Source organism: Pseudomonas sp. R11-23-07, assembly GCF_003852295.1.
Classification (GTDB): domain Bacteria; phylum Pseudomonadota; class Gammaproteobacteria; order Pseudomonadales; family Pseudomonadaceae; genus Aquipseudomonas.
Genome location: NZ_CP027761.1, coordinates 1,045,310 through 1,070,376 on the forward strand (window position 1 = coordinate 1,045,310; position 25,067 = coordinate 1,070,376).

The 25,067-nt window shown below is 60.9% G+C and carries 27 protein-coding genes and 1 riboswitch; of the genes, 18 read left to right on the forward strand and 9 right to left on the reverse strand.

The window, feature by feature from the left end; all coding sequences use genetic code 11:
* The first annotated feature begins 10 nt into the window (after positions 1-10).
* From murA to hisC, 5 genes are all read left to right on the forward strand, one after another.
* Positions 11-1,276 (forward strand): UDP-N-acetylglucosamine 1-carboxyvinyltransferase, encoded by a 1,266-nt coding sequence (gene murA / locus C4J84_RS04575; RefSeq protein WP_043050767.1) that lies wholly within the window; start codon positions 11-13, stop codon positions 1,274-1,276.
* Between the two features lie 25 nt (positions 1,277-1,301).
* Entirely contained in the window at positions 1,302-1,487 is a 186-nt protein-coding gene (locus C4J84_RS04580; RefSeq protein ID WP_124434980.1) for a hypothetical protein, read from the forward strand.
* An 8-nt stretch (positions 1,488-1,495) separates the two neighbouring features.
* Complete coding sequence (gene hisG / locus C4J84_RS04585; RefSeq protein ID WP_003171824.1) at positions 1,496-2,131, forward strand: ATP phosphoribosyltransferase; 636 nt, start codon at positions 1,496-1,498, stop codon at positions 2,129-2,131.
* Between the two features lie 127 nt (positions 2,132-2,258).
* Positions 2,259-3,575 carry a histidinol dehydrogenase gene (hisD, locus tag C4J84_RS04590; protein ID WP_124361322.1) on the forward strand — a complete coding sequence of 439 codons (1,317 nt, stop codon included), beginning with the start codon at positions 2,259-2,261 and terminating at the stop codon, positions 3,573-3,575.
* A gap of 3 nt (positions 3,576-3,578) precedes the next feature.
* Entirely contained in the window at positions 3,579-4,631 is a 1,053-nt protein-coding gene (gene hisC / locus C4J84_RS04595) for a histidinol-phosphate transaminase (protein ID WP_124434981.1), read from the forward strand.
* A gap of 113 nt (positions 4,632-4,744) precedes the next feature.
* Here hisC and C4J84_RS04600 read toward each other — a convergent pair whose 3' ends face one another.
* Positions 4,745-6,019 carry a uracil-xanthine permease family protein gene (locus tag C4J84_RS04600; RefSeq protein WP_124434982.1) on the reverse strand — a complete coding sequence of 425 codons (1,275 nt, stop codon included), beginning with the start codon at positions 6,017-6,019 and terminating at the stop codon, positions 4,745-4,747.
* Between the two features lie 2 nt (positions 6,020-6,021).
* Complete coding sequence (gene upp, locus C4J84_RS04605; protein ID WP_017138223.1) at positions 6,022-6,660, reverse strand: uracil phosphoribosyltransferase; 639 nt, start codon at positions 6,658-6,660, stop codon at positions 6,022-6,024.
* 163 nt (positions 6,661-6,823) lie between these two features.
* On the opposite strand from upp, the gene C4J84_RS04610 reads away from it, so the two are divergent.
* The 3 genes from C4J84_RS04610 (at position 6,824) to C4J84_RS04620 (ending at position 8,225) form a co-directional block, all read left to right on the forward strand.
* Positions 6,824-7,381 (forward strand): hypoxanthine-guanine phosphoribosyltransferase, encoded by a 558-nt coding sequence (locus C4J84_RS04610; RefSeq protein ID WP_065885799.1) that lies wholly within the window; start codon positions 6,824-6,826, stop codon positions 7,379-7,381.
* Between the two features lie 3 nt (positions 7,382-7,384).
* Positions 7,385-7,852 (forward strand): WbuC family cupin fold metalloprotein, encoded by a 468-nt coding sequence (locus C4J84_RS04615; RefSeq protein ID WP_124434983.1) that lies wholly within the window; start codon positions 7,385-7,387, stop codon positions 7,850-7,852.
* Positions 7,853-7,937: 85 nt separating this feature from the next.
* Positions 7,938-8,225 carry a PA4642 family protein gene (locus tag C4J84_RS04620; protein ID WP_124365851.1) on the forward strand — a complete coding sequence of 96 codons (288 nt, stop codon included), beginning with the start codon at positions 7,938-7,940 and terminating at the stop codon, positions 8,223-8,225.
* Between the two features lie 103 nt (positions 8,226-8,328).
* Here the strand turns inward: C4J84_RS04620 and mqo are convergent, their stop codons facing one another.
* Both mqo and C4J84_RS04630 read right to left on the reverse strand, forming a co-directional pair.
* Positions 8,329-9,864: a malate dehydrogenase (quinone) gene (mqo, locus tag C4J84_RS04625; RefSeq protein ID WP_124365852.1), complete on the reverse strand. Its 1,536-nt coding sequence runs from the start codon at positions 9,862-9,864 to the stop codon at positions 8,329-8,331.
* A gap of 700 nt (positions 9,865-10,564) precedes the next feature.
* The gene (locus C4J84_RS04630) at positions 10,565-10,798 is read right to left on the reverse strand and encodes a hypothetical protein (RefSeq protein ID WP_124365853.1); all 234 of its coding nucleotides are present in this window, start codon (positions 10,796-10,798) and stop codon (positions 10,565-10,567) included.
* Between the two features lie 183 nt (positions 10,799-10,981).
* On the opposite strand from C4J84_RS04630, the gene C4J84_RS04635 reads away from it, so the two are divergent.
* Positions 10,982-11,566 carry a YajG family lipoprotein gene (locus C4J84_RS04635; protein WP_124361329.1) on the forward strand — a complete coding sequence of 195 codons (585 nt, stop codon included), beginning with the start codon at positions 10,982-10,984 and terminating at the stop codon, positions 11,564-11,566.
* A 57-nt stretch (positions 11,567-11,623) separates the two neighbouring features.
* On the opposite strand, the gene C4J84_RS04640 is transcribed toward C4J84_RS04635, so the two are convergent.
* Positions 11,624-11,833: a hypothetical protein gene (locus C4J84_RS04640; RefSeq protein ID WP_124434984.1), complete on the reverse strand. Its 210-nt coding sequence runs from the start codon at positions 11,831-11,833 to the stop codon at positions 11,624-11,626.
* 180 nt (positions 11,834-12,013) lie between these two features.
* Between C4J84_RS04640 and C4J84_RS04645 the strand changes: the two genes are divergently transcribed.
* The gene (locus tag C4J84_RS04645) at positions 12,014-12,271 is read left to right on the forward strand and encodes a hypothetical protein (RefSeq protein WP_124428703.1); all 258 of its coding nucleotides are present in this window, start codon (positions 12,014-12,016) and stop codon (positions 12,269-12,271) included.
* A 121-nt stretch (positions 12,272-12,392) separates the two neighbouring features.
* Here the strand turns inward: C4J84_RS04645 and C4J84_RS04650 are convergent, their stop codons facing one another.
* A complete protein-coding gene (locus C4J84_RS04650; RefSeq protein WP_177412739.1) occupies positions 12,393-13,556 on the reverse strand; it encodes a 1-acyl-sn-glycerol-3-phosphate acyltransferase in 1,164 nt (387 codons plus the stop codon).
* A 133-nt stretch (positions 13,557-13,689) separates the two neighbouring features.
* Between C4J84_RS04650 and C4J84_RS04655 the strand changes: the two genes are divergently transcribed.
* The 4 genes from C4J84_RS04655 (at position 13,690) to C4J84_RS04670 (ending at position 15,718) form a co-directional block, all read left to right on the forward strand.
* The gene (locus C4J84_RS04655; RefSeq protein WP_124369673.1) at positions 13,690-13,872 is read left to right on the forward strand and encodes a CPXCG motif-containing cysteine-rich protein; all 183 of its coding nucleotides are present in this window, start codon (positions 13,690-13,692) and stop codon (positions 13,870-13,872) included.
* A 15-nt stretch (positions 13,873-13,887) separates the two neighbouring features.
* Entirely contained in the window at positions 13,888-14,148 is a 261-nt protein-coding gene (locus C4J84_RS04660; RefSeq protein WP_124361334.1) for a putative signal transducing protein, read from the forward strand.
* A gap of 37 nt (positions 14,149-14,185) precedes the next feature.
* The gene (locus tag C4J84_RS04665) at positions 14,186-14,806 is read left to right on the forward strand and encodes an SOS response-associated peptidase (RefSeq protein WP_124434985.1); all 621 of its coding nucleotides are present in this window, start codon (positions 14,186-14,188) and stop codon (positions 14,804-14,806) included.
* 93 nt (positions 14,807-14,899) lie between these two features.
* A complete protein-coding gene (locus C4J84_RS04670; protein ID WP_124361336.1) occupies positions 14,900-15,718 on the forward strand; it encodes a M48 family metallopeptidase in 819 nt (272 codons plus the stop codon).
* Positions 15,719-15,806: 88 nt separating this feature from the next.
* Here C4J84_RS04670 and C4J84_RS04675 read toward each other — a convergent pair whose 3' ends face one another.
* The 3 genes from C4J84_RS04675 to C4J84_RS04685 form a co-directional block, all read right to left on the reverse strand.
* On the reverse strand, positions 15,807-16,391 hold the full coding sequence (locus tag C4J84_RS04675; RefSeq protein ID WP_124361337.1) for a TMEM165/GDT1 family protein: 585 nt from the start codon (positions 16,389-16,391) through the stop codon (positions 15,807-15,809).
* A gap of 89 nt (positions 16,392-16,480) precedes the next feature.
* Positions 16,481-16,600: riboswitch (yybP-ykoY riboswitch) on the reverse strand.
* Between the two features lie 51 nt (positions 16,601-16,651).
* Positions 16,652-17,650, reverse strand: a complete 999-nt coding sequence (locus C4J84_RS04680) for a class I SAM-dependent methyltransferase (RefSeq protein ID WP_124369674.1) — start codon at positions 17,648-17,650, stop codon at positions 16,652-16,654.
* 30 nt (positions 17,651-17,680) lie between these two features.
* Positions 17,681-18,643 (reverse strand): 2-hydroxyacid dehydrogenase, encoded by a 963-nt coding sequence (locus C4J84_RS04685; RefSeq protein WP_372238199.1) that lies wholly within the window; start codon positions 18,641-18,643, stop codon positions 17,681-17,683.
* Positions 18,644-18,730: 87 nt separating this feature from the next.
* On the opposite strand from C4J84_RS04685, the gene C4J84_RS04690 reads away from it, so the two are divergent.
* The 4 genes from C4J84_RS04690 (at position 18,731) to C4J84_RS04705 (ending at position 24,892) form a co-directional block, all read left to right on the forward strand.
* Positions 18,731-19,363, forward strand: coding sequence for a LysE family translocator (locus C4J84_RS04690; RefSeq protein ID WP_124365860.1), 633 nt, complete (start codon positions 18,731-18,733; stop codon positions 19,361-19,363).
* 246 nt (positions 19,364-19,609) lie between these two features.
* The gene (locus C4J84_RS04695) at positions 19,610-21,292 is read left to right on the forward strand and encodes a fatty acid--CoA ligase (protein WP_124434986.1); all 1,683 of its coding nucleotides are present in this window, start codon (positions 19,610-19,612) and stop codon (positions 21,290-21,292) included.
* A gap of 333 nt (positions 21,293-21,625) precedes the next feature.
* On the forward strand, positions 21,626-23,485 hold the full coding sequence (locus C4J84_RS04700) for a DUF1302 domain-containing protein (RefSeq protein WP_124434987.1): 1,860 nt from the start codon (positions 21,626-21,628) through the stop codon (positions 23,483-23,485).
* A 42-nt stretch (positions 23,486-23,527) separates the two neighbouring features.
* A complete protein-coding gene (locus tag C4J84_RS04705) occupies positions 23,528-24,892 on the forward strand; it encodes a DUF1329 domain-containing protein (protein WP_124403109.1) in 1,365 nt (454 codons plus the stop codon).
* The last annotated feature ends 175 nt before the right edge of the window (positions 24,893-25,067 follow it).

Below are 25,067 nucleotides of genomic sequence, written 5' to 3' on the forward strand. Positions count from 1 at the left end.
CGAGATTCTTATGGATAAATTGATTATTACCGGCGGTGCCCGCCTCGATGGCGAGATCCGCATTTCCGGTGCGAAAAACTCCGCCTTGCCGATCCTGGCAGCGACCCTGCTGTGCGACGGCCCTGTCACGGTGGCCAACCTGCCGCACCTGCACGACATCACCACCATGATCGAGCTGTTCGGTCGCATGGGCATCGAGCCGGTGATCGACGAGAAGTTGTCTGTCGAAATCGACCCACGCACCATCAAGACCCTGATCGCCCCGTACGAGCTGGTGAAAACCATGCGTGCGTCGATCCTGGTGCTTGGCCCGATGGTCGCGCGTTTCGGTGAAGCCGAAGTGGCCCTGCCTGGCGGTTGCGCCATTGGCTCGCGTCCGGTCGACCTGCACATCCGTGGCCTTGAAGCCATGGGCGCGGTCATCGACGTGGAAGGCGGCTATATCAAGGCCAAGGCGCCGGAAGGCGGCTTGCGTGGCGCGAACTTCTTCTTCGATACCGTCAGCGTGACCGGTACCGAGAACATCATGATGGCCGCTGCCCTGGCCAAAGGCCGCAGCGTCCTGCAAAACGCCGCGCGCGAGCCCGAAGTGGTCGACCTGGCCAACTTCCTCAACGCCATGGGCGCGAAGGTTTCCGGCGCTGGCACCGACACCATCACTATTGATGGTGTAGAACGTCTGCACACCGCTACCTACAAAGTCATGCCGGACCGCATCGAGACCGGTACCTACCTCGTTGCCGCCGCCGTTACCGGTGGCCGCGTGAAGGTCAAGGACACCGATCCGACCATCCTCGAAGCCGTCCTGGAAAAACTCAAGGAAGCCGGCGCAGAAATCACCACCGGTGAAGACTGGATCGAGCTGAACATGCACGGCAAGCGGCCAAAAGCCGTCAACGTGCGTACCGCTCCGTACCCCGCATTCCCGACCGACATGCAGGCGCAGTTCATTTCCCTGAACGCGATCGCTGAAGGTACCGGCGCCGTGATCGAGACCATCTTCGAAAACCGTTTCATGCATGTGTACGAACTGCACCGCATGGGCGCCAAGATCCAGGTCGAGGGCAACACCGCCATCGTTACCGGCATCGACAAGCTCAAGGGCGCGCCAGTGATGGCGACCGACCTGCGTGCTTCGGCCAGCCTGGTGATCTCGGCACTCTGCGCCGAAGGCGATACGCTGATTGACCGCATCTACCACATAGACCGTGGCTACGAGTGCATCGAAGAAAAGCTGCAGATGCTCGGCGCTAAAATCCGCCGCGTTCCGGGCTAACCCCCGACGTTCTGTAGGAGCGAGCTTGCTCGCGAAAAACGTCAACGATAACGCGTTTATCCAGAATCAACGCGGTGCCCATGAGTTCTTCGCGAGCAAGCTCGCTCCTACACACACACACACCGGTTTGTTTCAAATCGAGGCTGTAAGGGCCTCGATCTGTGTCTGGCGCCGTTTGCGACCGGACAGCAATAGCCTGATGAAGGACTGACACTTCCCATGTTGACCATCGCACTGTCCAAGGGCCGCATCCTTGACGACACGTTGCCGCTTCTGGCTGAAGCGGGCATCGTGCCGACCGAGAATCCGGACAAGAGCCGCAAGCTGATCATCCCCACGACCCAAGACGACGTTCGCCTGCTGATCGTGCGGGCTACCGACGTGCCGACCTACGTTGAACATGGCGCCGCCGACCTCGGTGTGGCCGGTAAGGACGTGCTGATGGAATACGGCGGCCAGGGTCTCTACGAGCCACTGGACCTGCGGATCGCGCTGTGCAAACTGATGACCGCCGGCCGTGTCGGCGATGTCGAGCCCAAGGGCCGCCTGCGGGTGGCGACCAAGTTCGTCAACGTCGCCAAACGCTACTACGCCGAACAAGGCCGTCAGGTCGATATCATCAAGCTTTACGGCTCGATGGAGCTGGCGCCGCTGATCGGCCTGGCCGACAAGATCATCGACGTGGTCGACACCGGCAACACCCTGCGCGCCAACGGTCTCGAGCCCCAGGATTTCATTGCCGACATCAGCTCCCGCCTGATCGTCAACAAAGCGTCGATGAAGATGCAACATGCCCGTATCCAGGCGTTGATCGACACCCTGCGCACGGCAGTGGAGTCTCGACACCGCGGTTGACTCACCCGCGTAGCCCAAAGGCTGCGCCCGTCTATCCGCCTCATAGCCAGAATTCTCAGGTGCCCAAGCGGAGCGAACGGTAGTTTAGGGCGCCTGAGTTTTTGCCAATTCTATTGAGGCCCTCGCTATGACCACGTCCACTGCAATCGCCCGACTCAACGCTGCCGACCCGGATTTCGCCGATCATCTGGATCATCTGCTGAGCTGGGAAAGCGTGTCCGATGACTCGGTCAACCAGCGGGTGCTCGAGATCATCAAAGCCGTGCGCGAGCGCGGCGATGCGGCACTGGTGGATTTCACCCGTCAGTTCGACGGCCTGGACGTCAAGTCCATGGCGGACCTGATTCTGCCCCGTGAACGCCTAGAACTGGCCCTGACGCGCATCACCGCGCCCCAGCGTGAAGCCCTGGAAGTGGCGGCGGCGCGGGTGCGCAGCTATCACGAAAAACAGAAGCAGGATTCGTGGAGCTACACCGAGGCCGACGGCACCGTACTGGGCCAGAAGGTCACGCCGCTGGACCGCGCCGGCCTGTACGTGCCGGGCGGCAAGGCCTCGTACCCGTCGTCGGTGTTGATGAACGCGATTCCGGCCAAAGTGGCAGGCGTGACCGAAGTGGTCATGGTGGTGCCGACCCCGCGTGGTGAAATCAACGAGCTGGTGCTGGCTGCCGCCTGCATTGCCGGCGTCGACCGCGTGTTCACCATCGGTGGCGCCCAAGCGGTTGCCGCGTTGGCCTATGGCACCGAAAGCGTACCGAAGGTCGACAAAGTGGTGGGGCCTGGCAATATCTACGTCGCCACCGCCAAGCGCCATGTGTTTGGCCAGGTCGGTATCGACATGATCGCCGGCCCCTCGGAAATCCTGGTGGTGTGTGACGGCCAGACCGACCCGGACTGGATCGCCATGGACCTGTTCTCCCAGGCCGAGCACGACGAAGACGCCCAGGCAATCCTGGTCAGCCCCGACGCCGCGTTCCTCGATCAGGTCGCCGCCAGCATCAACAAGTTGTTGCCGACCATGGAGCGCGCCGAGATCATCGAGAAATCGATCAATGGCCGTGGCGCACTGATTCTGGTCAGCGACATGGAGCAAGCCATCGAAGTGGCCAACCGTATCGCGCCGGAGCACCTTGAGCTGTCCGTAGCGGACCCACAGGCCTGGTTGCCGTCGATCCGCCACGCCGGCGCGATCTTCATGGGCCGCCACACCAGCGAAGCCCTGGGCGACTACTGCGCAGGTCCGAACCACGTATTGCCGACCTCCGGCACCGCGCGTTTTTCGTCGCCGCTGGGGGTGTATGACTTCCAGAAGCGCTCATCGATCATCTTCTGTTCGCCCCAGGGCGCGTCCGAATTGGGCAAGACCGCCTCGGTGCTGGCCCGTGGCGAATCGCTGAGCGCCCACGCGCGCAGCGCTGAATATCGCATCCTCAAGGGAGAGTAAGGCATGAGCAAATTCTGGAGCCCTTTCGTCAAGGACCTGGTGCCTTACGTGCCCGGCGAGCAGCCAAAGCTGACCAAGCTGATCAAGCTCAATACTAACGAAAACCCGTATGGCCCTTCGCCCAAGGCGTTAGAGGCCATGCGGGCCGAGTTGAACGACGACCTGCGTTTGTACTCGGACCCCAACAGCGACCGACTCAAGCAAGCGGTGGCGAAGTATTACGGCGTCGAGGCGAACAAGGTGTTCCTTGGTAATGGCTCCGACGAAGTCCTGGCGCATATCTTTCACGGCCTGTTCCAGCACGAGTTGCCGCTTTTGTTCCCGGATATCAGCTACAGCTTCTATCCGGTTTACTGCGGTCTTTATGGCATCAAGTCTGATCCTGTGCCGTTGGACGAACAGTTCCAGATCAACGTGGCGGATTACGCCAAGCCCAATGGTGGGATCATCTTTCCCAACCCGAACGCGCCAACCGGGTGCCTGCTGGCGCTGGACGCTGTGGAGCAAATCCTCAAGGCCAACCCGGAATCAGTCGTGGTTGTGGACGAGGCTTATATCGACTTCGGTGGCGAAACTGCAATCACCCTGGTGGATCATTACCCGAACCTGCTGGTGACCCAGACGTTGTCCAAGTCGCGCTCGCTGGCGGGCCTGCGGGTTGGCCTGGCGGTGGGACATCCGGAGCTGATCGAAGCGTTGGAGCGGGTCAAGAACAGCTTCAACTCCTACCCGCTGGATCGCCTGGCGATTGTCGGCGCTGCCGTGGCGTTTGAGGACCGTGAATACTTTGAGAAAACCTGCGGGTGGGTGATAGACAGCCGTGAAAAACTCACCGGCCAGTTGCAGGCCAAGGGGTTTGAAGTGTTGCCTTCGGCAGCCAACTTCATCTTTGCGCGCCACCCGCAGCATGATGCGGCGGGCCTGGCGGCCAAGCTGCGTGAGCAAGGGGTGATCGTGCGGCACTTCAAGCAGGAGCGGATTGCCCAGTTCCTGCGGATCAGCATCGGGACGCCGGAGCAGAACCAGGCGCTGATCGATGGGCTCGGCGAGCTCTAAGCCACACTGAAGATCAAAATGTGGGAGGGGGCTTGCTCCCGATGGCGGTGTGTCAGTCAACAGATGTATTGACTGTTACACCCCTATCGGGAGCAAGCCCCCTCCCACATTGGTTAGAGCAGCGGTTCTTCCGGCTTTTTTTGCTTCCAACCATCATTACCCGGCAACAGCAGGTTCAAACCAATCGCTACCACCGCACACAGGGCGATGCCCTTGAGGCCGAAATCGTCCGGGCCGGTGCCGGTACCCACCAGTACACCGCCAATCCCGAACACCAGCGTCACCGATACAATCACCAGGTTGCGCGCTTCACCCAGGTCGATCCTGTGGCGAATCAGCGTATTCATCCCCACCGCCGCAATCGAGCCGAACAGCAGGCACAGAATTCCGCCCATCACTGGCACCGGAATGCTCTGCAGCAGCGCGCCGAACTTGCCGATAAACGCCAGGCTGATGGCAAACACCGCGGCCCAGGTCATGATTTTCGGGTTGTAGTTCTTGGTCAGCATCACCGCGCCCGTCACTTCGGCGTAGGTGGTATTGGGCGGGCCGCCAAACAGGCCGGCGGCCGTCGTGGCAATCCCGTCACCCAGCAACGTGCGGTGCAGGCCGGGTTTCTTCAGGTAGTCGCGACCGGTCACGCTGCCGACCGCTATCACGCCACCGATATGTTCGATCGCAGGGGCCAGGGCCACCGGCACGATAAACAGGATCGCCTGCCAGTTGAACTCCGGCGCGGTGAAGTGGGGCAGGGCGAACCACGGCGCGGCGGCGATCTTCGCCGTGTCGACCACGCCAAAGTAGAACGACATGGCAAACCCCACCAGCACGCCGGAGATGATCGGCACCAGGCGGAAGATGCCCTTGCCGAACACCGCCACGATCAAGGTGGTCAGCAGCGCGGGCATCGAGATCAGCATGGCCGTCTGGTAGTGGATCAGCTCGGCGCCGTCGCCGGACTTGCCCATCGCCATATTGGCGGCAATCGGCGCCATGGCCAGGCCGATGGAAATAATCACCGGGCCGATCACTACCGGCGGCAGCAGTCGGTCGATGAAACCGGTGCCTTTGACCTTCACGGCAAGGCCCAGGAAGGTATAGACGAAACCCGCCGCCATCACCCCGCCCATGGTCGCTGCCAGGCCGAATTGGCCCTTGGCGAGAATGATCGGGGTGATGAATGCAAAGCTCGAGGCCAGGAACACCGGCACCTGCCGCCCGGTCACCACCTGGAACAGCAACGTGCCTAAGCCTGCGGTGAACAGTGCGACGTTTGGATCAAGGCCTGTGATCAGCGGCATCAACACCAGCGCGCCAAATGCTACGAAGAGCATTTGTGCGCCAGACAGGATCTGGCGCCAAAGCGGGTCGTTGAAATCATCCTGCATGCTCACGCGTCCTTCTGCTTGGTGCCGAAGATCTTGTCACCGGCATCGCCCAGGCCTGGGATGATGTAGCCGTGTTCATTCAGGCGCTCGTCGATGGAGGCGGTGTAGATCTGTACGTCAGGGTGCGCTTTCTCGACGGCGGCAATGCCTTCGGGCGCGGCGACCAGCACCATGGCGCGGATGTCCTTGCAGCCGGCTTTTTTCAACAGGTCGATGGTGGCGACCATGGAACTGCCGGTGGCGAGCATCGGGTCGATGATCATGGCCAGGCGTTCGTTGATTTCCGGGACGAGTTTTTCCAGGTACGTGTGGGCCTGCAACGTTTCTTCGTTGCGGGCCACGCCGACGGCGCTGACCTTGGCGCCCGGGATCAGGCTGAGCACGCCTTCGAGCATGCCGATACCGGCGCGCAGGATCGGTACCACGGTAATTTTCTTACCGGCAATTTTCTCGACCTGTACGGGACCGGCCCAACCGGGGATCTCGTAGGTTTCCAAGGGTAAGTCCTTGGTGGCTTCGTAAGTGAGCAGCGCTCCAACTTCCTGAGCAAGCTCACGGAAATTCTTCGTGCTGATGTCGGCACGGCGCATAAGGCCGAGTTTGTGTCGGATCAGCGGGTGGCGGATCTCGCGAGTGGGCATGGGAAAGGCTCCGGCGGCGGGCAAAAAAACCGGCTTAGATTAATCTATCCGAGGGTGTTGTCCTATAGACATCAAGTACGTTAGTCCATAAAGGCTTGATTGGAGCGCAGTAGAAGCGTAACTTCGCCCGCTTTTCTTGCCACAGCACCCCTTGGAGAGCGCCATGTCCGCTGATCTCGAGCATATCCGTCAAATCATGCACGAGGCTGACTGCCTGTACACCGAAGCGCAAGTCGAAGCAGCGATCGCCAAGGTCGGCGCGCACATCACCCGCGAAATGGCCGACACCAACCCGGTGGTGTTCTGCGTGATGAACGGTGGCCTGATCTTCGCCGGCAAATTGCTCACGCACCTGCAATTCCCGCTGGAAGCCTCTTATCTGCACGCTACCCGCTATCGCAACGAAACCAGTGGCGGCGATCTATTCTGGAAGGCCAAGCCGGAAGTTTCGTTTATCGACCGTGACGTGCTGATCATCGATGACATCCTCGATGAAGGGCACACCCTGGGCGCGATCATCGACTTCTGCAAGCATGCCGGCGCGCGCAAAGTGCATACCGCCGTGCTGATCGACAAAGACCATGACCGCAAGGCGCGCCCTGAGCTCAAAGCCGATTTTGTCGGGCTGCCGTGCATCGACCGCTATATCTTCGGTTATGGCATGGACTACAAGGGCTACTGGCGCAACGCCAATGGCATCTACGCGGTTAAAGGAATGTAATCGATGGCCCGCTTTCTTGATCAGACGTTATTTGCAGAGTTGGCCGAGAAAGCGGGCGCCAGCCCCCGTGGCCGGCACCACCACAATTTCCACCAGATGGAAGAGCCGTGTCATCGCCTCGCCGTGGCCCTGCAGCCGAGTACCTATGTACCGCCGCATCGGCACCTCAGCGCGGACAAGGCGGAAACCTTGCTGGTGCTCCAGGGGCGACTGGGCCTGCTGATATTCAGCGACACCGGTGAGGTCGTCACCAAACGCGTGATGCAGGCAGGGGGCGAGTGCGCGGGTGTCGACCTGCCGCCGGGCGTGTTCCATGGCCTGGTCGTGCTGGAGCCTGATACGGTGATGTTCGAGTGCAAGGCCGGGCCCTATCGACCGGTGGGCGAGGGTGAGTTGGCCGATTGGGCGCCCCGCGAGGGCGATGCCGGTGTGGCTGACTACCAACGCTGGATGCTCGCCCAGTTCGACTGAGCTGCGGCTCTTCTACGCTTTCGAAGCCTGTGCACCACAGGTAGACTTCAACCCCCGTATCAATGTCTGCAGGCTGGAGTCGGTAATGCGTAAAGATAAAAAACAGGTGATCGGTGACGAGATCGGCGACGACCAGATCAAATTGTTCCTGAACTTCGAGCCGGTCGATGCGACGTCTCCGTCCCTGCACAAACTGATCAAGGCCTATCGCGGCCTGCGTATCGACGACTTCGAGCGCTTCCTGGGCTTCTTCAAGGAGGCCGGTCTGGACCTGGATGGCAAGGATGAGCATGGCCAGACCTTTGTCGACCTGATCAAGGACCAGCGCAACGCCGCCGAGTACATCGAGCTGATCGACAAAGCCCGCAGCTGATTATCCGAGCCATAAAAAAACGCCCCGACCTCATAAGAGTCCGGGGCGTTTCGCTTTTAACGGTAGGAGCGAGCTTGCTCGCGAAGAACCTGAGAGCGCCGCGTCAAACCAGATGCGCTGCGTTATCGTTATCGTTTTTCGCGAGCGAGCTCGCACCTCCATCTACCAGCTCCAGGCTGATGTTGTTTTGCGTATTGATCTTGCGATACAGCTCGGCATCCGTCTCCAGCACTTTCTCGCGCGCCGGGAAGATCTCGTGCAGCTTGGTCGCCCATTCGCCCTTGGCTTTCTCCGGGAAGCAGCGCTCGATCAGGTCAAGCATGATCGACACCGTCACCGAAGCGCCCGGCGAGGCGCCCAGCAGCGCCGCCAGCGAACCATCCTTGGCCGCCACCAGCTCGGTGCCGAATTGCAGCACGCCGCCTTTCTTCGGGTCTTTCTTGATGATCTGCACCCGTTGGCCGGCCACTTCCAGGCGCCAGTCTTCGGCTTTCGCCTCGGGGTAGAAGCGGCGCAGGGATTCCAGGCGCTGCTCCATGGACTGGCGCACTTCGCTGACCAGGTACTTGGTCAGGTCCATGTTGTCGCGCGCCACGGCGAGCATCGGGCCGATGTTGCCGGCACGAATCGACATCGGCAGGTCCAGGAACGAGCCGTGCTTGAGGAATTTGGTGGTGAACCCGGCGTATGGCCCGAACAGCAGGGACTTCTTGCCATCCACCACGCGGGTATCCAGGTGCGGTACGGACATCGGTGGCGAGCCCACGGCGGCCTGGCTATAGACCTTGGCCTGATGCTGTCTGACCACTTCCGGGTTGTCGCAACGCAGCCACTGGCCGCTGACCGGGAAACCGCCGAAGCCTTTGCTTTCTTCGATGCCCGACGCCTGCAGCAGCGGCAACGCCGCACCGCCGGCGCCGAGGAAGACGAACTTGGCATCCACGTCGCGGCTGTTGCCGCTGTTGACGTCCTTGATGCTGACGGTCCAGCCGGCACCATTGCGCTTGAGGCCGGTGACGCGCTTGCAGTACTTGACCTGGGCGTCCGCCGAACTGGTCAGGTGGCTGAGCAGTTGGTTGGTCAGGGCGCCGAAGTTGACGTCAGTCCCGTTCATCACGCGGGTCGCGGCGATTTTTTCGTCCAGCGGGCGGCCCGGCATCATCAGCGGCATCCACTCGGCCATCTCGCTGCGGTCTTCGGTGTAGTGCATGTCCGAAAACGCATGGTGCTGGCTGAGGGTTTCAAAACGCTTCTTGAGGAAGGCAACGCCGTTTTCGCCCTGCACGAAACTCAGGTGCGGGACCGGGCTGATAAAGGATTTGGACGAGCCAAAGGTGCCTTTTTTGGTCAGGTACGCCCAGAACTGTTTCGACACCTCGAACTGGGTGTTGATGTGCACGGCTTTCTTGATGTCGATGGAGCCATCGGCGGCCTGCGGCGTGTAGTTCAGCTCACACAGCCCGGCGTGGCCGGTACCGGCGTTGTTCCACGGGTTGGAACTCTCCGCGGCACCCGAATCCATCAGCTCAACGACTTCCAGCTTGAGGCCGGGGTCGAGCTCCTTGAGCAGTACGGCCAGGGTGGCACTCATGATGCCGGCCCCTACCAGAACTACGTCGACTGCTTCGTTATGCGCCATTTAACGCGTCTCCAAAATCTGCAGCACCAAATTGACGGCATGGCTGCCAGGAGTGACGGGGCGGTTCACGTGTTGCCCCAGGTTACCCATGGCCAGGATCGCCATGTCCGTTTCGCAATTCTTTGCAACTTCAGCGCACGCTTCCTGCCCGGCTAATCTGCCTATGAACGCATTCATGGGCGCCTGTGGCAATTCGACTTATGGTCAAAGCGTGCGATTCGTGCAACCAATCCGTAGCGGACAGGCTCAAGCTCCGGTTGTTGAGGAGTACTCGGTCCTGTGTTGGGCTGTTCCAGACGCTGATGGTGCTTGTACAAACGCCAAACTATTCATTTGCTCGCCACACTCTTGTGAAGTTGTGAAAACCCGTTTTTTCACGCTCTTTTGAAGACGTGAACCTCAAAAAAGGGCTGCCCAGCCTGGCACCTGGCCCGTGAAACGGGCAACAAACTCAAGTGGCCGAGCGCAATGGCAGCTCTGGCAGATTCGATAAAGACGGGTGGTTTGCAAAGGAAACAGCAAGCACGCCAGCTTCACTCGATCTGTGTGGGCGGCTCTCTGTGGGCAATTGGGAGGTTAATGCCGAGGCAATAACGATGCTGCGGGGCCCGATCAGGAGACGTCCTTATAATCGGGGGGAGATTGTAGCGAAGAACGCCGGGGAAATGGGCGTGTTTTATGACTTTTATTAGTGCGCTGGTCAGGAGGCCAACGCTTGTCGCGAAGATGCGCGTACAAACTCAGGGCTGACCCGTGCACTGGCCGGCAGCGGGCGGTGCATCCAGCCAAGGTGTGTCTCTGCAACTTCCACCCAGCCTTCACCGACGGGCGGCAGGCTGCATTGCTTGAACGCCAGGCAATGACCGTGGGCGTCGAGTAGGGCAAAGTGGCGGTGGCGGGCGTGTGACAGGAACAGTGACTTGAGAAGGCGCATGGCGATGTACCGGTTGCGTTACATGCTTGAAGGTTGTCAGTCTGCCATGACATTGCAATGACGCTTTTATGTGAAATTGTAATTTGCCCCATGCCTTCAGCTGCGGTTCAGGATTGCTGGTGAGTGACGCGCGTGCACCGTTATACTGGCGGCCTGTGTGCGCCTAGTCCTGGAGAAATGAGTATGTTGCAACGCCTGTTGTTCGGTTTGATCACTGTGACCAGTTTGGCTTTGGTTGGCTGCGCCAACAGCCCGCAACAACTCAGCCCGCAACCCAAAGTCACGGCGCAGTTGGCCCCGGTCGGTCACGGCCAGCCGGTGTCGGTGCGTGTGGTAGATGGCCGTCCGTCACCTACGCTGGGTTCGCGTGGCGGCCTGTACCCGGAGACCGCGCTGATTTCGGTGACCGGCGAGGACGTGCTGCCCAAGCTGCAGGCCCAGGCTGAAGCCGCCGTGCGCTTGTTGGGCTTTACGCCGACCAATACGCCGGGTGCGCCGCAACTGACCGTCACCCTGGCCGAACTGAAATACCAGTCGCCCAAGGAAGGCCTGTATGTGACCGAAGCGTCCATCGGCGCGACCTTCAAGTCCGACGTCAGCGCCGGTACGCGTCGCTACAGCGGCCGCTACGCCGCATCCCTCAACCAGCGTTTCGGCATGTCGCCGAACCAGGAAACCAACACCAAGCTGGTCAGCGATGTGCTCAGCGATGCCTTGACCCGACTGTTCAAGGACCCAAGCATCGGCCAGTTGCTCAGTTCGCAATAAGCTGTTCAAAAAAAACCGGGCTCATCGCTGAGCCCGGTTTTTTTTCGCCTGGCGCTTTCACGCGGCCGTGTCGACATAAAAATCCAAAATGCTCACGCCAGTGAGTAAATCCAGCTCCGGCAGGTCGGCATGCACCTGCGCGGCGAGGGCGCAATACACCAGCCAGTGGCGGTCCTGGACGTTGAACGCAAGGCCGCCGACCAATGCCTCCTGTTCATCACTTGGGGCAATCAGATACAGCCGGTCCTGGTTTTGCGCATGCAGCATGACAAGCACCTCAAGACGAAGGGCATCAGAGTGGCTTGTTAAGGTGACGTTCAGGTGACGCTGTAAATTACTGGATACATTAGCCGTCAACGGGGAGGGAGCATTAACGGCGCAGGAAGCCACTATCGTTCAGGTTTGTAGCTGGACCGATACCCGAATACTGTTTCGCCGAGGTTTGCGATGGCGTTGCCCGCGCTGCTCATCAATGCTGTAGCCCTATTGATTGCCTGCTCGGGCGCCGTAGTGCTGTTCCTGACCCGCCTGCGCGCGCAACGTGCGATGGCCGACCTCGCGCTGCGCAGCGAAGAGCGGGCCATCGACCAACCGATGCTGTTCCTGGATACGCGCACCGAACGGGCCTATCGCCAGGCTTACCGCGTCGGGTTTGCGGGCCTGGGGGTGGCGCTGGTGTTGTCCTGGCTCAGTACCCATTTGTAAGTACGCCGCCAAACAAATGTGGGAGGGGGCTTGCTCCCGATAGCGGTGGGTCAGTTGCAAATACCTGCACTGACACACCGTAATCGGGAGCAAGCCCCCTCCCACATTTTTTGACCGGTGTTTACAACGGGATCCCCGCCTTCACCCGATACTGATTACGCACCGGCATCGCATATTGCGTCACCAGGTACGGACGATGCTCGGACGGGCATTCGTGCAAGCGCCGCTCCCACTCCGCCTTCGCCTTGGCCAGCTCATCGGCCGGGAATACGTCTGCGGCCTTGGGCACTTGCAGTTGGGGGTCGGCATCGTTCCATTGGGCATACGCCAGGTAATGCACCGGGAACAGCCGATAACCGCCCAGGATCTGCCGGTCCATTTCGGCAGCCAGCACCTTGGTGTCTTCGAAGCGCTCGGTAATCGGCGGCGCGAAGTTCACGTGCACCCGGCCTTTGTAGCCGGTGATGCCCAGCGCAATGCTCACGTCATCCTCGCCCGGCGCCTTGCAGTAGGTGCCGGTGGTGGCGCGGATATACAGCTCGCGGGCCTTGGCGGCGTCGCACGGGTCGTACTCATAGCTGATCGACACCGGCGTCAGGTTCAGCGACTGGATGACTTCGGCGAACGGCTCGTCCTTGCGGCTTACGTGGAACATCTTGAGGATCGCCGATTCGGTGCGGTCATCCCCATCCTTGGCCCGACCTTCGGCCTGGGCGATCCAGATCGACTGGCAGTCGTTGCGGATCGAATGGTTGATGTAGGCCGACAGCAACTGGTAGGCCGCCATCTTTTCCTTTCGCCCGGTGATCGAGCGGTGCACGATGAAGCTCTTGTTCAAGCGCATCAGGTCGCTGACGAACGGCTTTTGCAGCAGGTTGTCGCCGATGGCGATGCGCGGCGTCGGCAGGCCGGCATGGTAGACGGCGTAGTTGACGAAGGCCGGGTCCATCACGATGTCGCGGTGGTTGGCCAGGAACAGGTAGGCGCTGCCGGACTTCAATTGCTCGACGCCGGTGTAGGTGACGCCGTCAGTCGCGCGGTCGATGGTATGGTCGACGTAATACTCGACTTTATCCTGCAGCGTCGCCACGGTGGTGACGCCGGCGAATTCACGGCGCAGTTTGCGTGCGATCATCGGCTTGAGCAGCCAGCCCAGCGCACCAGCGAAGCGCGGGAAGCGGAAGTGGGTCAGGATGTCCAGAAAGGCCTTGTCACGGAACAGCCGGTCCAGCACTGCCGGGACTTCGCTGTCGTTGTAAGGTCGGATGGTATCGAATTCGCCCATCATGCTCTCTTGTTAGAAACGGCTAGGGTAAGTAGAAGAAATACCAGGGTGCGGCCTGAGTAATGGGCTCAGCCGAAATATAACCCTGTAAATAGACCGGCGATTATACGCACAAGTCACTCAGGAGACCGCGATGCTGGAAAATGCGCTGTACGATTGTCCTTATTGTGGTGAAACGGTCGAAACGACGGTGGATTTGTCCGGCGGTGATCAGGTTTACATCGAGGACTGTCACGTGTGCTGCAGGCCGATCAGTTTCAACCTGCAGGTGCACGGCGAAGAGTGGATGCTCGAGACCCGCAGCGAGAACGAATAAACAACAGGTAACGCGATGCAGCGAATCTACGAACCGGAAAACCTCATGGAAGGCGAGCTGCTGCAACAGATGCTCGCCAGCGAAGGCATCGAGGCGCACCTGGTGGGGCGCCATTTGCTCGGTGGCACGGGCGAACTGCCGATCTTCGGCTTGCTGGGGCTGGAGGTCGACAATGATCAGGCCGCCTACGCCCGCGAACTCATTACCGCCTATAACGCCGCGCAACCCTTGCCCGGCGACGAACCCGACAGCTTCCCCGACGTATTGGTCTGTTAGGCTGTCGGTCGGTTTACCCCAAGAGTCGTGTTGCCCCATGTGTGGACGTTATGCCCTGTTTCGCTGGACCCCCGCTTTTGCTGCCTTGCCGGGGTTTCCGGCCGACCAGCAGGCCCAGTGGAATATTTCCCCCAATGATTCGGTGCTGATCCAGCGCGCCCTCGACGGCCAGCTCACCCTGGCGCGTGCACGGTGGGGCCTGACGCCGCCCTGGCTCACCGACCTGTCCCGCACGCCGGCCCATGCCCGCGCCGAAACCCTGGCCGAGCAACCGATGTTTCGCGAAGCGTTTCGCCAACGTCGTTGCCTGCTGCCGGCCAACGGGTTTTACGAATGGCGCGGCACCCAGCGCAAACGCCCGTACTGGCTGACGCCGGGGGAGGGCTCCGCGTTGTTTTTCGCGGCGATCTGGGAAGCGTATCCGGTGCAGGAGCAGGTGTGGTTGAGTGCGGCGGTGGTCACGCAAGCTGCACAGGCTCAGCGCCGGCCATTGATCCTGGATGAAGCAGGGCAGGCCGCCTGGCTGGACCCCGCGACACCGCTGGCGGTGCTGCAAGGTCTTTTGGCCAGTGAGCCCGCCGCTTTGCGCGAGCGGGTCCTGGCCAATATGGTCAACGATCCCAAGCTCAATGGGCCGGAGTGCCTGACCCCGGCTTGAACCGTCGACATTCAGCGGTTAAATGTCTGATGTATCTGGCGCCGATACAAATGTCCGCCTACGATACGCGCCATGTTTCCAGGGAGCGTGTTCATGAAGAAGTCATTGGCGGTAAGCGGGTTGGTTGCAGCGATGCTGCTGGCCGGGTGTCAGTCGGTCAACACCACCAGCGGCGGCGCGGTTGGGGTTGAGCGCAAGCAGTACATGTTCAGCATGCTGTCGAGCCAGGAAGTCGACCAGATGTACGCCCAGTCCTACCAGCAGACCCTGGGTGAGGCGAGCGGCAAAGGCGTGTTGGACAAGACCAGCGCCAACGCCAAGCGCGTACAGGCCATTGCCAATCGCCTGATCGCCCAGGCGCCGACCTTCCGCCCGGATGCGGCGCAATGGAAGTGGGAAGTGAACCTGATCAAGAGCGATGAGATGAACGCCAACTGCGGGCCGGGCGGCAAGATCCTGGTGTACAGCGCGTTGATCGACAACCTCAAGCTCACCGATGATGAACTGGCGGCCGTGATGGGTCATGAAATCGCCCACGCCTTGCGTGAACACGGCCGCGAAGCCATGTCCAAGGCCTACGGCATCGAGATGGCCAAACAGGGCGCCGGTGCATTGTTCGGCCTGGGCCAGGACAGCCTGGCGCTGGCCGATACCGTGGCCAACTATGGCATGACCTTGCCCAACAGCCGCAGCAATGAGAACGAAGCCGACCTGATCGGCCTGGAGCTGGCCGCCCGCGCCGGCTACAACCCGAACGCCGCCATCACGCTGTGGAACAAGATGGCCAAGGCCTCGGAAGGCGCGCCGCCGGAGTTCATGAGCACGCACCCGGCGTCCGACAGCCGAATCGCCTCGTTGCAGGCGGCGATTCCGAAGGTGATGCCGCTCTACCAACAGGCCAAGAAGTCCTAGGGCTTGAGCTGCAAGTGGCAAGCTTCAAGCTGTAAGAAAAAGCAATGCTTCTTCTTGCAGCTTTTAACTTGCAGCTTGCAGCTTTTAGCTAAATCCACCCACTGCTTTGCATGGCCTTGTACACCGCCACAATCGCCAGTACGAAAAACGCCGTTGCCGCCAGCCGACGAATCAACGTCAACGGCAGCTTCTCCGCCGCAAAATTCCCCGCCAGCACCACCGGCACGTTGGCAATCAACATCCCCAGCGTAGTGCCGATAATCACCAGCCATAGTTCCGGGTATTGCGCGGCCAGCATCACCGTGGCGATCTGGGTCTTGTCGCCGATTTCCGCAATGAAAAACGCAATCAGCGTGGTCAGGAATGGCCCGAACTTGCGCGTGGTGCTGGCTTCATCATCGTCGAGTTTGTCCGGCACCAGTGTCCACAGCGCGGTGGCGCAGAAGCTGGCCGCGAGAATCCAGTGCAGTACCGCATCGGAGAAGAAACTCCCGAACCAGGCGCCTACCGCACCGGCCGCCGCATGGTTGGCCAGGGTCGCGGCGACGATGCCGGCGATGATGGGCCAGGGCTTGCGAAAGCGAGCAGCGAGAATGAGCGCGAGCAGTTGCGTCTTGTCGCCGATTTCGGCCAGGGCAACGATTGCGGTAGGAACGAGCAGTGAATCCAGCATCAGGTAGGTTTCCAGGGGCGGGTCGACACGGCTATGACACGTACAGCCTTCCCGCCCCGGGTAAGGTGTGCGTGTCATAGGTCTTGTCAAACCCCGGTCCGTCTGTGCGGACTCCTGGGTCGCATACGCCATGGTCTGCTGACCAAGTATGTTGACGTATGCCGGATGAGCGTGGGGCTCAAAGGAGACTACTCCCCTAGGACGGAGCGGATTCTGCCTAGGCAAAACCCATTCGGCAAGCCTTCTTTTTCAAACGCCCGTCAGGGGCGCTTGGCCCGGTAGATGCGAAAACCATTGCCTTCGGCTTTGACTGCGCAGATGCCCAAGTGCTCTTCGATCAGCGGCTGGTACTTCAGGAAGCTGTTGGCGACCAGGCGCAGTTCGCCGCCTTTTGCCAGATGTTTTGCCGCTTTTCGCAGCAGGTTTTCCGTAGCGAAGTAATCGGTGTGCACCCCGACATGGAACGGTGGGTTGCTCAAAATCGCGTTCAAGCCCATCGGCGCGGCGTCGATGCCGTCACCGGTCAACACTTCGGCGTCCAGACCATTGGCAGCCAGGGTCAGGCGACTGCTGGCGGCGGCGAAGGCGTCCACATCGAGCAGCGTCACGGTGTTATGCGGGTAGCGACGTTTTACCGCTGCCCCCAATACGCCGGCGCCGCAACCAAAGTCGAGCAAATGCCCGCTGGGCAGCTTATCCAGATGCGCCAGCAACAGTTCGGTGCCCCGGTCCAGGCGACCATGGCTGAACACGCCCGGCAGGCTCACTACCTTGAGCGGCCCGTCGGCCAGCGGCACGTCGAAGGTCTGCGCCAGGCTATCGAGTTCGCGCGCTTGCGGCGCGTTGCCCACCGTGACTTGCCAAAGCTGACAATGCCGCGCGTTATCCAGTTTGCGCGGTTTGCCGAAGGGGATCATCTGCTTGGCGGCGCTTTCGATACCGGCTTTTTTCTCGCCCACCAAAAACAGCTCGGCGCCTGGCAGGCGCGCGGCCACGGTGTTGAGCAGGTAGTCGGTGAGGTCTTTGGACTTGGGCAGGAAAATCACCGCCGCATCGAATGCGCGCTCGGGCACGCTCACGCCGAACTGGCTGCGCTCGGGAAAACGCGCCGCAAGCGCCGCCTGGTCGCCGGCATGCCAGCACCAGCCATGGGCATTGGGCAGGCGCCCGAGCAAATCGTCGGCCGGCAAACCGACCAGCAGCAGGTTGCCTTGAAAAAGTTCGGCCTGGCGAAGCAGTACTTCACTGCGCGGATCCATGGTCTGCTCCTTGAAAAGGGGCGCAGTTTATCAACTGACGACGCGAAGCGGGGCACCGTTGAAAAAGCCCAGCGCGTTTTCGCGCAATTGCCCGACGATTCGTTGCCGCGCTTCACGGCTGCCCCAGGCGTTATGGGGCGTGACGATCAGCCGAGGAATGTCACCGGCCAGCAGCGGGTTGCCCTGGGCCGGAGGCTCGACACTCAGCACATCCGTGGCCGCACCGCCCAGGTGCCCGCTGCGCAGCGCATCGGCCAGCGCCTGTTCGTTGATCAAGCCACCGCGTGCAGTGTTGACGACAAATGCGCCGGGCTTGAGCAGCGCCAGTTCGCGCGCGCCGATAAGGTCGCGGGTGTGCTCGTTGAGCGGGCAATGCAAGGTCAGCGCATCGACCTGCGCCAGCAGTTCATCCAGCGGCACGCGGTCGGCGCGGGCAGGGCGCCCGGGAATCGCGCCGAGCACCACGCGCATACCGAACGCTTCGGCCAGGCGCCCCACGGCACTGCCCAGCTCGCCATGCCCGAGCAGGCCGAGGGTTTTGCCTTCCAGCTCGACAATCGGGTAGTCCAGCAGGCAGAACTGCCTGGCCTGCTGCCATTTGCCCGCGGCCACATCCCGTTGATAGTCGTTCAGGCGTGTGGCGAGGTTGAGCAACAGCATGAGTGTGTGCTGGGCCACCGACGGGGTGCCGTAGCCCTGGCAGTTACTCACGGTGATGCCTTGGGCGCGGGCGGCGTCGAGGTCGATGTTGTTGGTGCCGGTGGCCGACACCAGGATCAGCTTGAGGTCGGGGCAGGCCGCCAGAGTCTCGGCGTTGAGCGGGATTTTGTTGCTGATGGCGACGTGAGCGCCCTGCAAGCGTTCGAGCACATTCTGCGGCGTGGTCTGCTCGAACAGCTGCAGCTCGCCGAAGCAGTCGCGCAGCCCGCTGAGGTCGAGGTCGCCGAGGTCCAGGGAGGGGTGATCGAGGAAGACGGCGCGGCGATTGTTCATGATCAACTGTACCTTTTGCGACGAGGTTCGAAGGCGTAATCTGCTGAGCCTATCAGATGAAATAATCCGTTACTTCATGGAGCGCGCATGTACGTCGCCGAGTTTTTAACCGTAGCCTTGATTCACTTGTTGGCGGTGGCCAGCCCCGGGCCGGACTTCGCCGTGGTGGTGCGTGAAAGCGTGACCCACGGCCGGCGCGCCGGTACCTGGACCGCGCTGGGCGTCGGTTCGGCGATTTTTCTGCACGTCGGTTACTCGTTGCTGGGCATCGGCTTGATCGTGTCCCAGTCCATCGTGCTGTTCAATGCACTGAAATGGGCGGCAGCGGCCTACCTGCTGTATATCGGCTTCAAGGCGCTGCGCGCGCAGCCGGCCAAGCCTGTGGCCGAAGGCGAGCTGCATCGCGAGGCGGGCGAGCGCACCCCACGCGGCGCGTTCACGGCGGGTTTTGTGACCAACGGCTTGAATCCCAAGGCCACGCTGTTTTTCCTGTCGCTGTTCACGGTGGTGATCAACCCGCACACACCGTTGGCGGTGCAGGCCGGTTATGGCGTGTACCTGGCGGTGGCGACGGCGCTGTGGTTTTGCCTGGTGGCCATGCTGTTCAGTCAGCAGCGCGTGCGCGCCGGGTTTGCGAAGATGGGGCATTGGTTCGATCGCACCATGGGCGCTGTGCTGATTGCGATCGGGGTGAAGCTGGCGTTTACCAGCATGAAGTAAACCTGATCTGTGTGGGAGGGGGCTTGCCCCCGATTGCGGTGGATCAGTTGATAAATACTTGGCTGACACACCGCTATCGGGGGCAAGCCCCCTCCCACATTTGATCTTCATGAATCCAGAATGATGGCGCAAAGCTAGCATTTGCTGGGCTTTACAAATCATTCCTTTGGCTGATTTGGTTGAAACATAACGTCTCTACAGTGCAGGTCTTCACGCCAAGACCGCGCAGTCATAAAAGGGATTCGTATGTTGCAGACCCGTGTCATTCCCCCCGCCGAAGGCGCTTACCAGTACCCGCTGTTGATCAAACGCCTGTTGATGTCCGGGACCCGTTACGAAAAGACCCGGGAAATCATCTACCGCGACAAACTGCGCTACACCTACCCGACCTTGATCGAGCGTGTCGCGCGCCTGGCCAATGTACTGACCGAAGCCGGGGTCAAAGCCGGTGACACGGTGGCGGTGATGGACTGGGACAGCCATCGCTACCTGGAATGCATGTTCGCCATCCCGATGATCGGCGCGGTGATCCACACCATCAACGTGCGCCTGTCGCCGGAACAGATCCTCTACACCATGAACCATGCCGAAGACCGCTTCGTGCTGGTCAACAGCGAGTTCGTGGGGCTTTACCAGGCCATCGCCGGGCAACTCACCAGTGTCGACAAGACCTTGCTGATCACCGACGGCGACAGCAAGACCGCCGACCTGCCCAACCTGGTGGGCGAGTACGAAACCCTGCTGGCTGCGGCGAGCCCGAAGTACACCTTCGAGGATTTCGACGAGAATTCCGTTGCCACCACCTTCTACACCACCGGTACCACCGGCAACCCCAAGGGCGTGTATTTCACCCACCGCCAACTGGTGCTGCACACCATCGGCGTGGCGACCATCATGGGCAGCGTCGACAGCGTGCGTTTGCTCGGCACCAACGACGTGTACATGCCGATCACGCCGATGTTCCACGTACATGCCTGGGGCCTGCCGTATGTGGCGACCATGCTCGGCCTGAAGCAGGTCTACCCCGGCCGCTACGACCCCGAATACCTGGTGGCGCTGTGGCGCCAGGAAAAGGTCACCTTTTCGCACTGCGTGCCGACCATCCTGCAAATGCTGCTCAATGCCAAGGCCGCCCAGGGCGTGGATTTCGGCGGTTGGAAAATCGTCATCGGCGGCAGCGCGCTCAACCGTTCGCTGTACGAAGCCGCCAAGGCCCGTGGCATTCAATTGACGGCCGCGTACGGGATGTCCGAGACCGGGCCGCTGGTGTCCTGTGCCCACCTCAATGCCGAGCTGATGGCCGGCAGCGAAGATGAACGCACCACCTACCGCATCAAGGCTGGCGTGCCCGGCCCGTTGGTCGAAGCGGCGATCATGGACACCGACGGCAACTTTCTGCCGGCCGACGGCGAATCCCAGGGCGAACTGGTACTGCGTGCGCCCTGGCTCACCGAAGGCTATTACAACGAGCCGCAAAAGGGCGCCGAGCTGTGGGCCGGTGGCTGGATGCACACCGGTGATGTCGCCACCCTGGACGCGTTCGGCGTGATCGATATCCGTGACCGCATCAAGGACGTGATCAAGACCGGTGGCGAATGGATCTCCTCGCTGGCCCTGGAAGACTTGGTCAGCCGTCACCCGGCGGTACGCGAAGTAGCGGTGGTGGGCATTGCCGACCCGCAGTGGGGCGAGCGCCCGTTTGCCCTGTTGGTGTTACGTGATGGCCATGTGATAGGCGCCCGTGAGCTCAAGGAACACCTCAAGCCGTTCGTTGAATTGGGCCACTTGAGCAAGTGGGCGATTCCGAGCCAGATCGCCGTTGTTACGGAAATTCCCAAGACCAGCGTCGGCAAGCTCGACAAAAAACGTATCCGTATCGACATCATCCAATGGCAGGCCAACAACAGCACGTTCCTGTCGACCCTCTGACACCGCTCGCCGCGCCCGTTCGGGCGCGCGCTGCTCTATCTCAAGCCTTTACTTGTGATTTGCCGAATTTCAGCCATCCTTGCCGCGTCGACCTTCGTCGGCGTGGCGAAAGGGTCGTGGCAGACGGGTTGGTGATGCAAATCACACTTTAGAGGGATCAAGCACTACCCCCTGCTGGCTATAGTCCCTTCCAGAGTTTTTCGCGGATGTTGCGCTTCGGGCGAGGGTCGCCCGGTTGTCGCTCGGCATTGGAATCGTTGTATCCCGGCCGTTACATGCATCTTCCGAAAGAGCTCACTGCCATAACAATAAAATGCACATGGAGTAGCGTCGATGACCTCAGTAAACCAGTTCTGGCGCCGGGCACGACTGCCCCTGGCCGTCAGTCTCGCTTCTACGCTCGCCGGGCCCGCATTCGGCGTCAGTTTCAACATCGGTGAAATCGAAGGGAGTTTTGACTCATCCCTGTCGGTAGGCGCCAGTTGGAGCACGTCCAAGGCCAATCGCGACCTGATCGGCGCCAACAACGGCGGCAAGGGCTTGTCCCAGACCTCCGATGACGGGCACCTGAACTTCAAGCGCGGAGAAACGTTCTCGAAGATCTTCAAGGGCATCCACGACCTGGAACTGAAGTACGGCGACACCGGTGTGTTTGTGCGTGGCAAGTACTGGTACGACTTTGAGCTCAAGGACGAAAGCCGTCTGTTCAAGGACATCAGCGACAACAACCGCAAGGAAGGCGCCAAGTCGTCGGGCGGGCAGATCCTCGATGCGTTCGTCTACCACAACTACTCGATCGCCGACGCGCCGGGTTCCGTGCGGTTTGGCAAGCAGGTGGTGAGCTGGGGCGAAAGCACCTTCATTGGCGGCGGTATCAACTCCATCAACCCGATCGACGTGTCGGCGTTTCGTCGTCCAGGGGCCGAGATCAAGGAAGGCTTGATTCCGGTCAACATGTTCTACGTGTCCCAGACGCTCACCGACAACCTGTCGGCCGAGGCGTTTTACCAGCTGGAATGGGACCAGACCGTTACCGATAACTGCGGCACCTTCTTCTCCCAGCCAGACGTGATTTCCGATGGCTGCAGCAATAACCTGCGGGTACTGAACAAGCGCTCGACCATCCCCGGCGCAGCATTGCCGACCTTGGGCGCCCTGGGTGTGGACGTGAACAGCGAAGGCGTGCTCGTGCGCCGTGGCCCGGACCGCGATGCCCGCGACAGCGGCCAGTTCGGCATGGCCATGCACTACAACTTCGAGCCGCTGGATACCGAATTCGGCGCCTACTTCATGAACTACCACAGCCGTGCGCCGATCTTCAGTGCACAGGGTGCGCCGTCGTCGGCCTACACCCGTCCACTGGGTCCGCTGGGTGCCTTGCGTCCGTTGATCGTGGCGGGCAGCTCCAACTACTTCGTCGAGTACCCGGAAGATATCCGCCTCTACGGTTTGAGCTTCTCCACCACCCTGCCTACCGGCACCGCCTGGAGCGGTGAGTTGAGCTACCGTCCGAATGCGCCGGTGCAGTTGAGCACCACCGATATCCTGTTTGCCGGCGTTACGCCGATTCCGGGCTTTGGCAATGCGTCGGTGCTCAAGGGCTCGCCAGGCCAGGACCTGCACGGTTACAACCGCAAGGAAGTGACCCAGTTCCAGACCACCTTCACGCACTTCTTCGACCAGGTAATGGGCGCCAGCCGCCTGACCACCGTCGGTGAAATCGGCGTGACCCACGTGGGTGGCCTGGAAAGCAAATCCCAGGCGCGCTACGGCCGCGACCCGGTCTTCGGTCCCGGCACCTTGCCAGGTGGGTTCTGCAACGCGCTTAACAACTCCACCGCCACCGGCGCCGGCTTGCCCAACGCGGCTGGCCTGAACACCAACTGCAACAACGACGGCTACACCACCGCCACCTCCTGGGGTTATCGCGCCCGTGCCATCTGGGAATACCCGGACGTGTTCGCTGGCGTCAACCTCAAGCCCAACGTGGTCTGGTCCCATGACGTCAAAGGTTACTCGCCGGGCCCTGGCGCCAACTTCGAAGAAGGGCGCAAGGCGGTCAGCCTGGGCCTGGATGCCGAATACCAGAACACCTACACCGCGAGCCTGGCCTACACCAACTTCTTTGGTGGCAAGTTCAGCACCGTGGATGACCGTGACTTTGTCGCGTTGAGCTTTGGCGCCAACTTTTAAGCACACTCTTTTCAAGTGGCATGTATTCAGGAAGACCAGAGTATGAAAATAACTAAAAGTCTGTTGCACGTGGGTGTGCTTGGGCTGTCGATCCTGGCGAGCAACGTCATGGCGGCGGTCTCGGCCGATGAAGCAGGCAAGCTCGGCACCAGCCTGACCCCAATGGGCGCCGAAATGGCCGGTAACGCGGCCGGCACCATCCCGAAATGGACGCCGATGCCGACCAACGCGGGCGCCGTGGATGCCAAAGGCTTCCTGGCCAACCCTTATGCCAGCGAACAACCGCAGTTCACCATCACCGCGCAAAACGTCGAGCAATACAAAGACAAGCTGGCGCCGGGGCAGTACGCGATGTTCAAGCGTTACCCGGACTCGTTCAAGATGCCGGTCTATCCGACCCATCGTGGCGCCACGGTGCCAGCGGAGGTATTCGCTGCGATCAAGAAAAACGCCACCACCACCAACCTGGTGTCTGGCGGCAACGGCCTGGAAAACTTCGAAACGGCCGTGCCGTTCCCGATTCCTAAAAGCGGCGTGGAGGTCATCTGGAACCACATCACCCGTTATCGCGGCGGCAGCGTCACCCGCCTGGTCACCCAGGCCACACCGCAAACCAACGGTTCCTACAGCCTGGTGTACTTCCGCGACCAGTTCGTGTTCCGCGACAAGATGAAGGACTTCGACCCGAAAAACCCAGGCAACGTGCTGTTCTACTTCAAGCAGCAAGTCACCGCGCCGGCGCGCCTGGCCGGTGGTGTACTGCTGGTGCACGAAACCCTCGACCAGGTGAAGGAGCCGCGTTCGGCGTGGGTCTACAACGCCGGCCAGCGCCGTGTGCGCCGGGCACCGCAAGTGTCCTATGACGGGCCGGGGACCGCCGCCGACGGCCTGCGTACCTCCGACAACCTCGACATGTACAACGGCGCGCCGGACCGCTACGACTGGAAACTGGAAGGCAAGAAGGAAATCTACATCGCCTCCAACAGCTACAAGATTGATGATCCGAAGCTCAAGTACGCCGACATCATCAAGGCCGGCCATATCAACCAGGACCTGGCGCGCTACGAGCTGCGCCGCGTCTGGCATGTGGTCGCGACCTTGAAGGAAGGCCAGCGCCACATCTACGCCAAGCGTGACTTCTTCATCGACGAAGACACCTGGCAAGCGGCGGTGATCGACCACTACGACGGCCGTGGCCAACTGTGGCGCGTCGCCGAAGCCCATGCCGAGAACTACTACGACAAGCAAGTGCCGTGGTACGCCCTGGAAACCCTCTACGACTTGCAGTCCGGCCGCTACCTGGCCCTGGGCATGAAGAACGAAGAGAAACAGGCCTATGACTTCGGCTTCACCGCCACCACCAGCGACTTCACTCCAGCGGCCCTGCGCCAGGATGGCGTGCGCTAACCTGAACCTACGCTGATACCCCCTGTGGGAGGGGGCTTGCCCCCGATAGCGGTCTGACAGTCGATGAATACGTTGACTGATCCGCCGCCATCGGGAGCAAGCCCCCTCCCACATTTTTGTTTGGGGCGTTTACGGGATATTTTTTGTCGCAGTTCTTTTTCAGGCATTTGTTGCA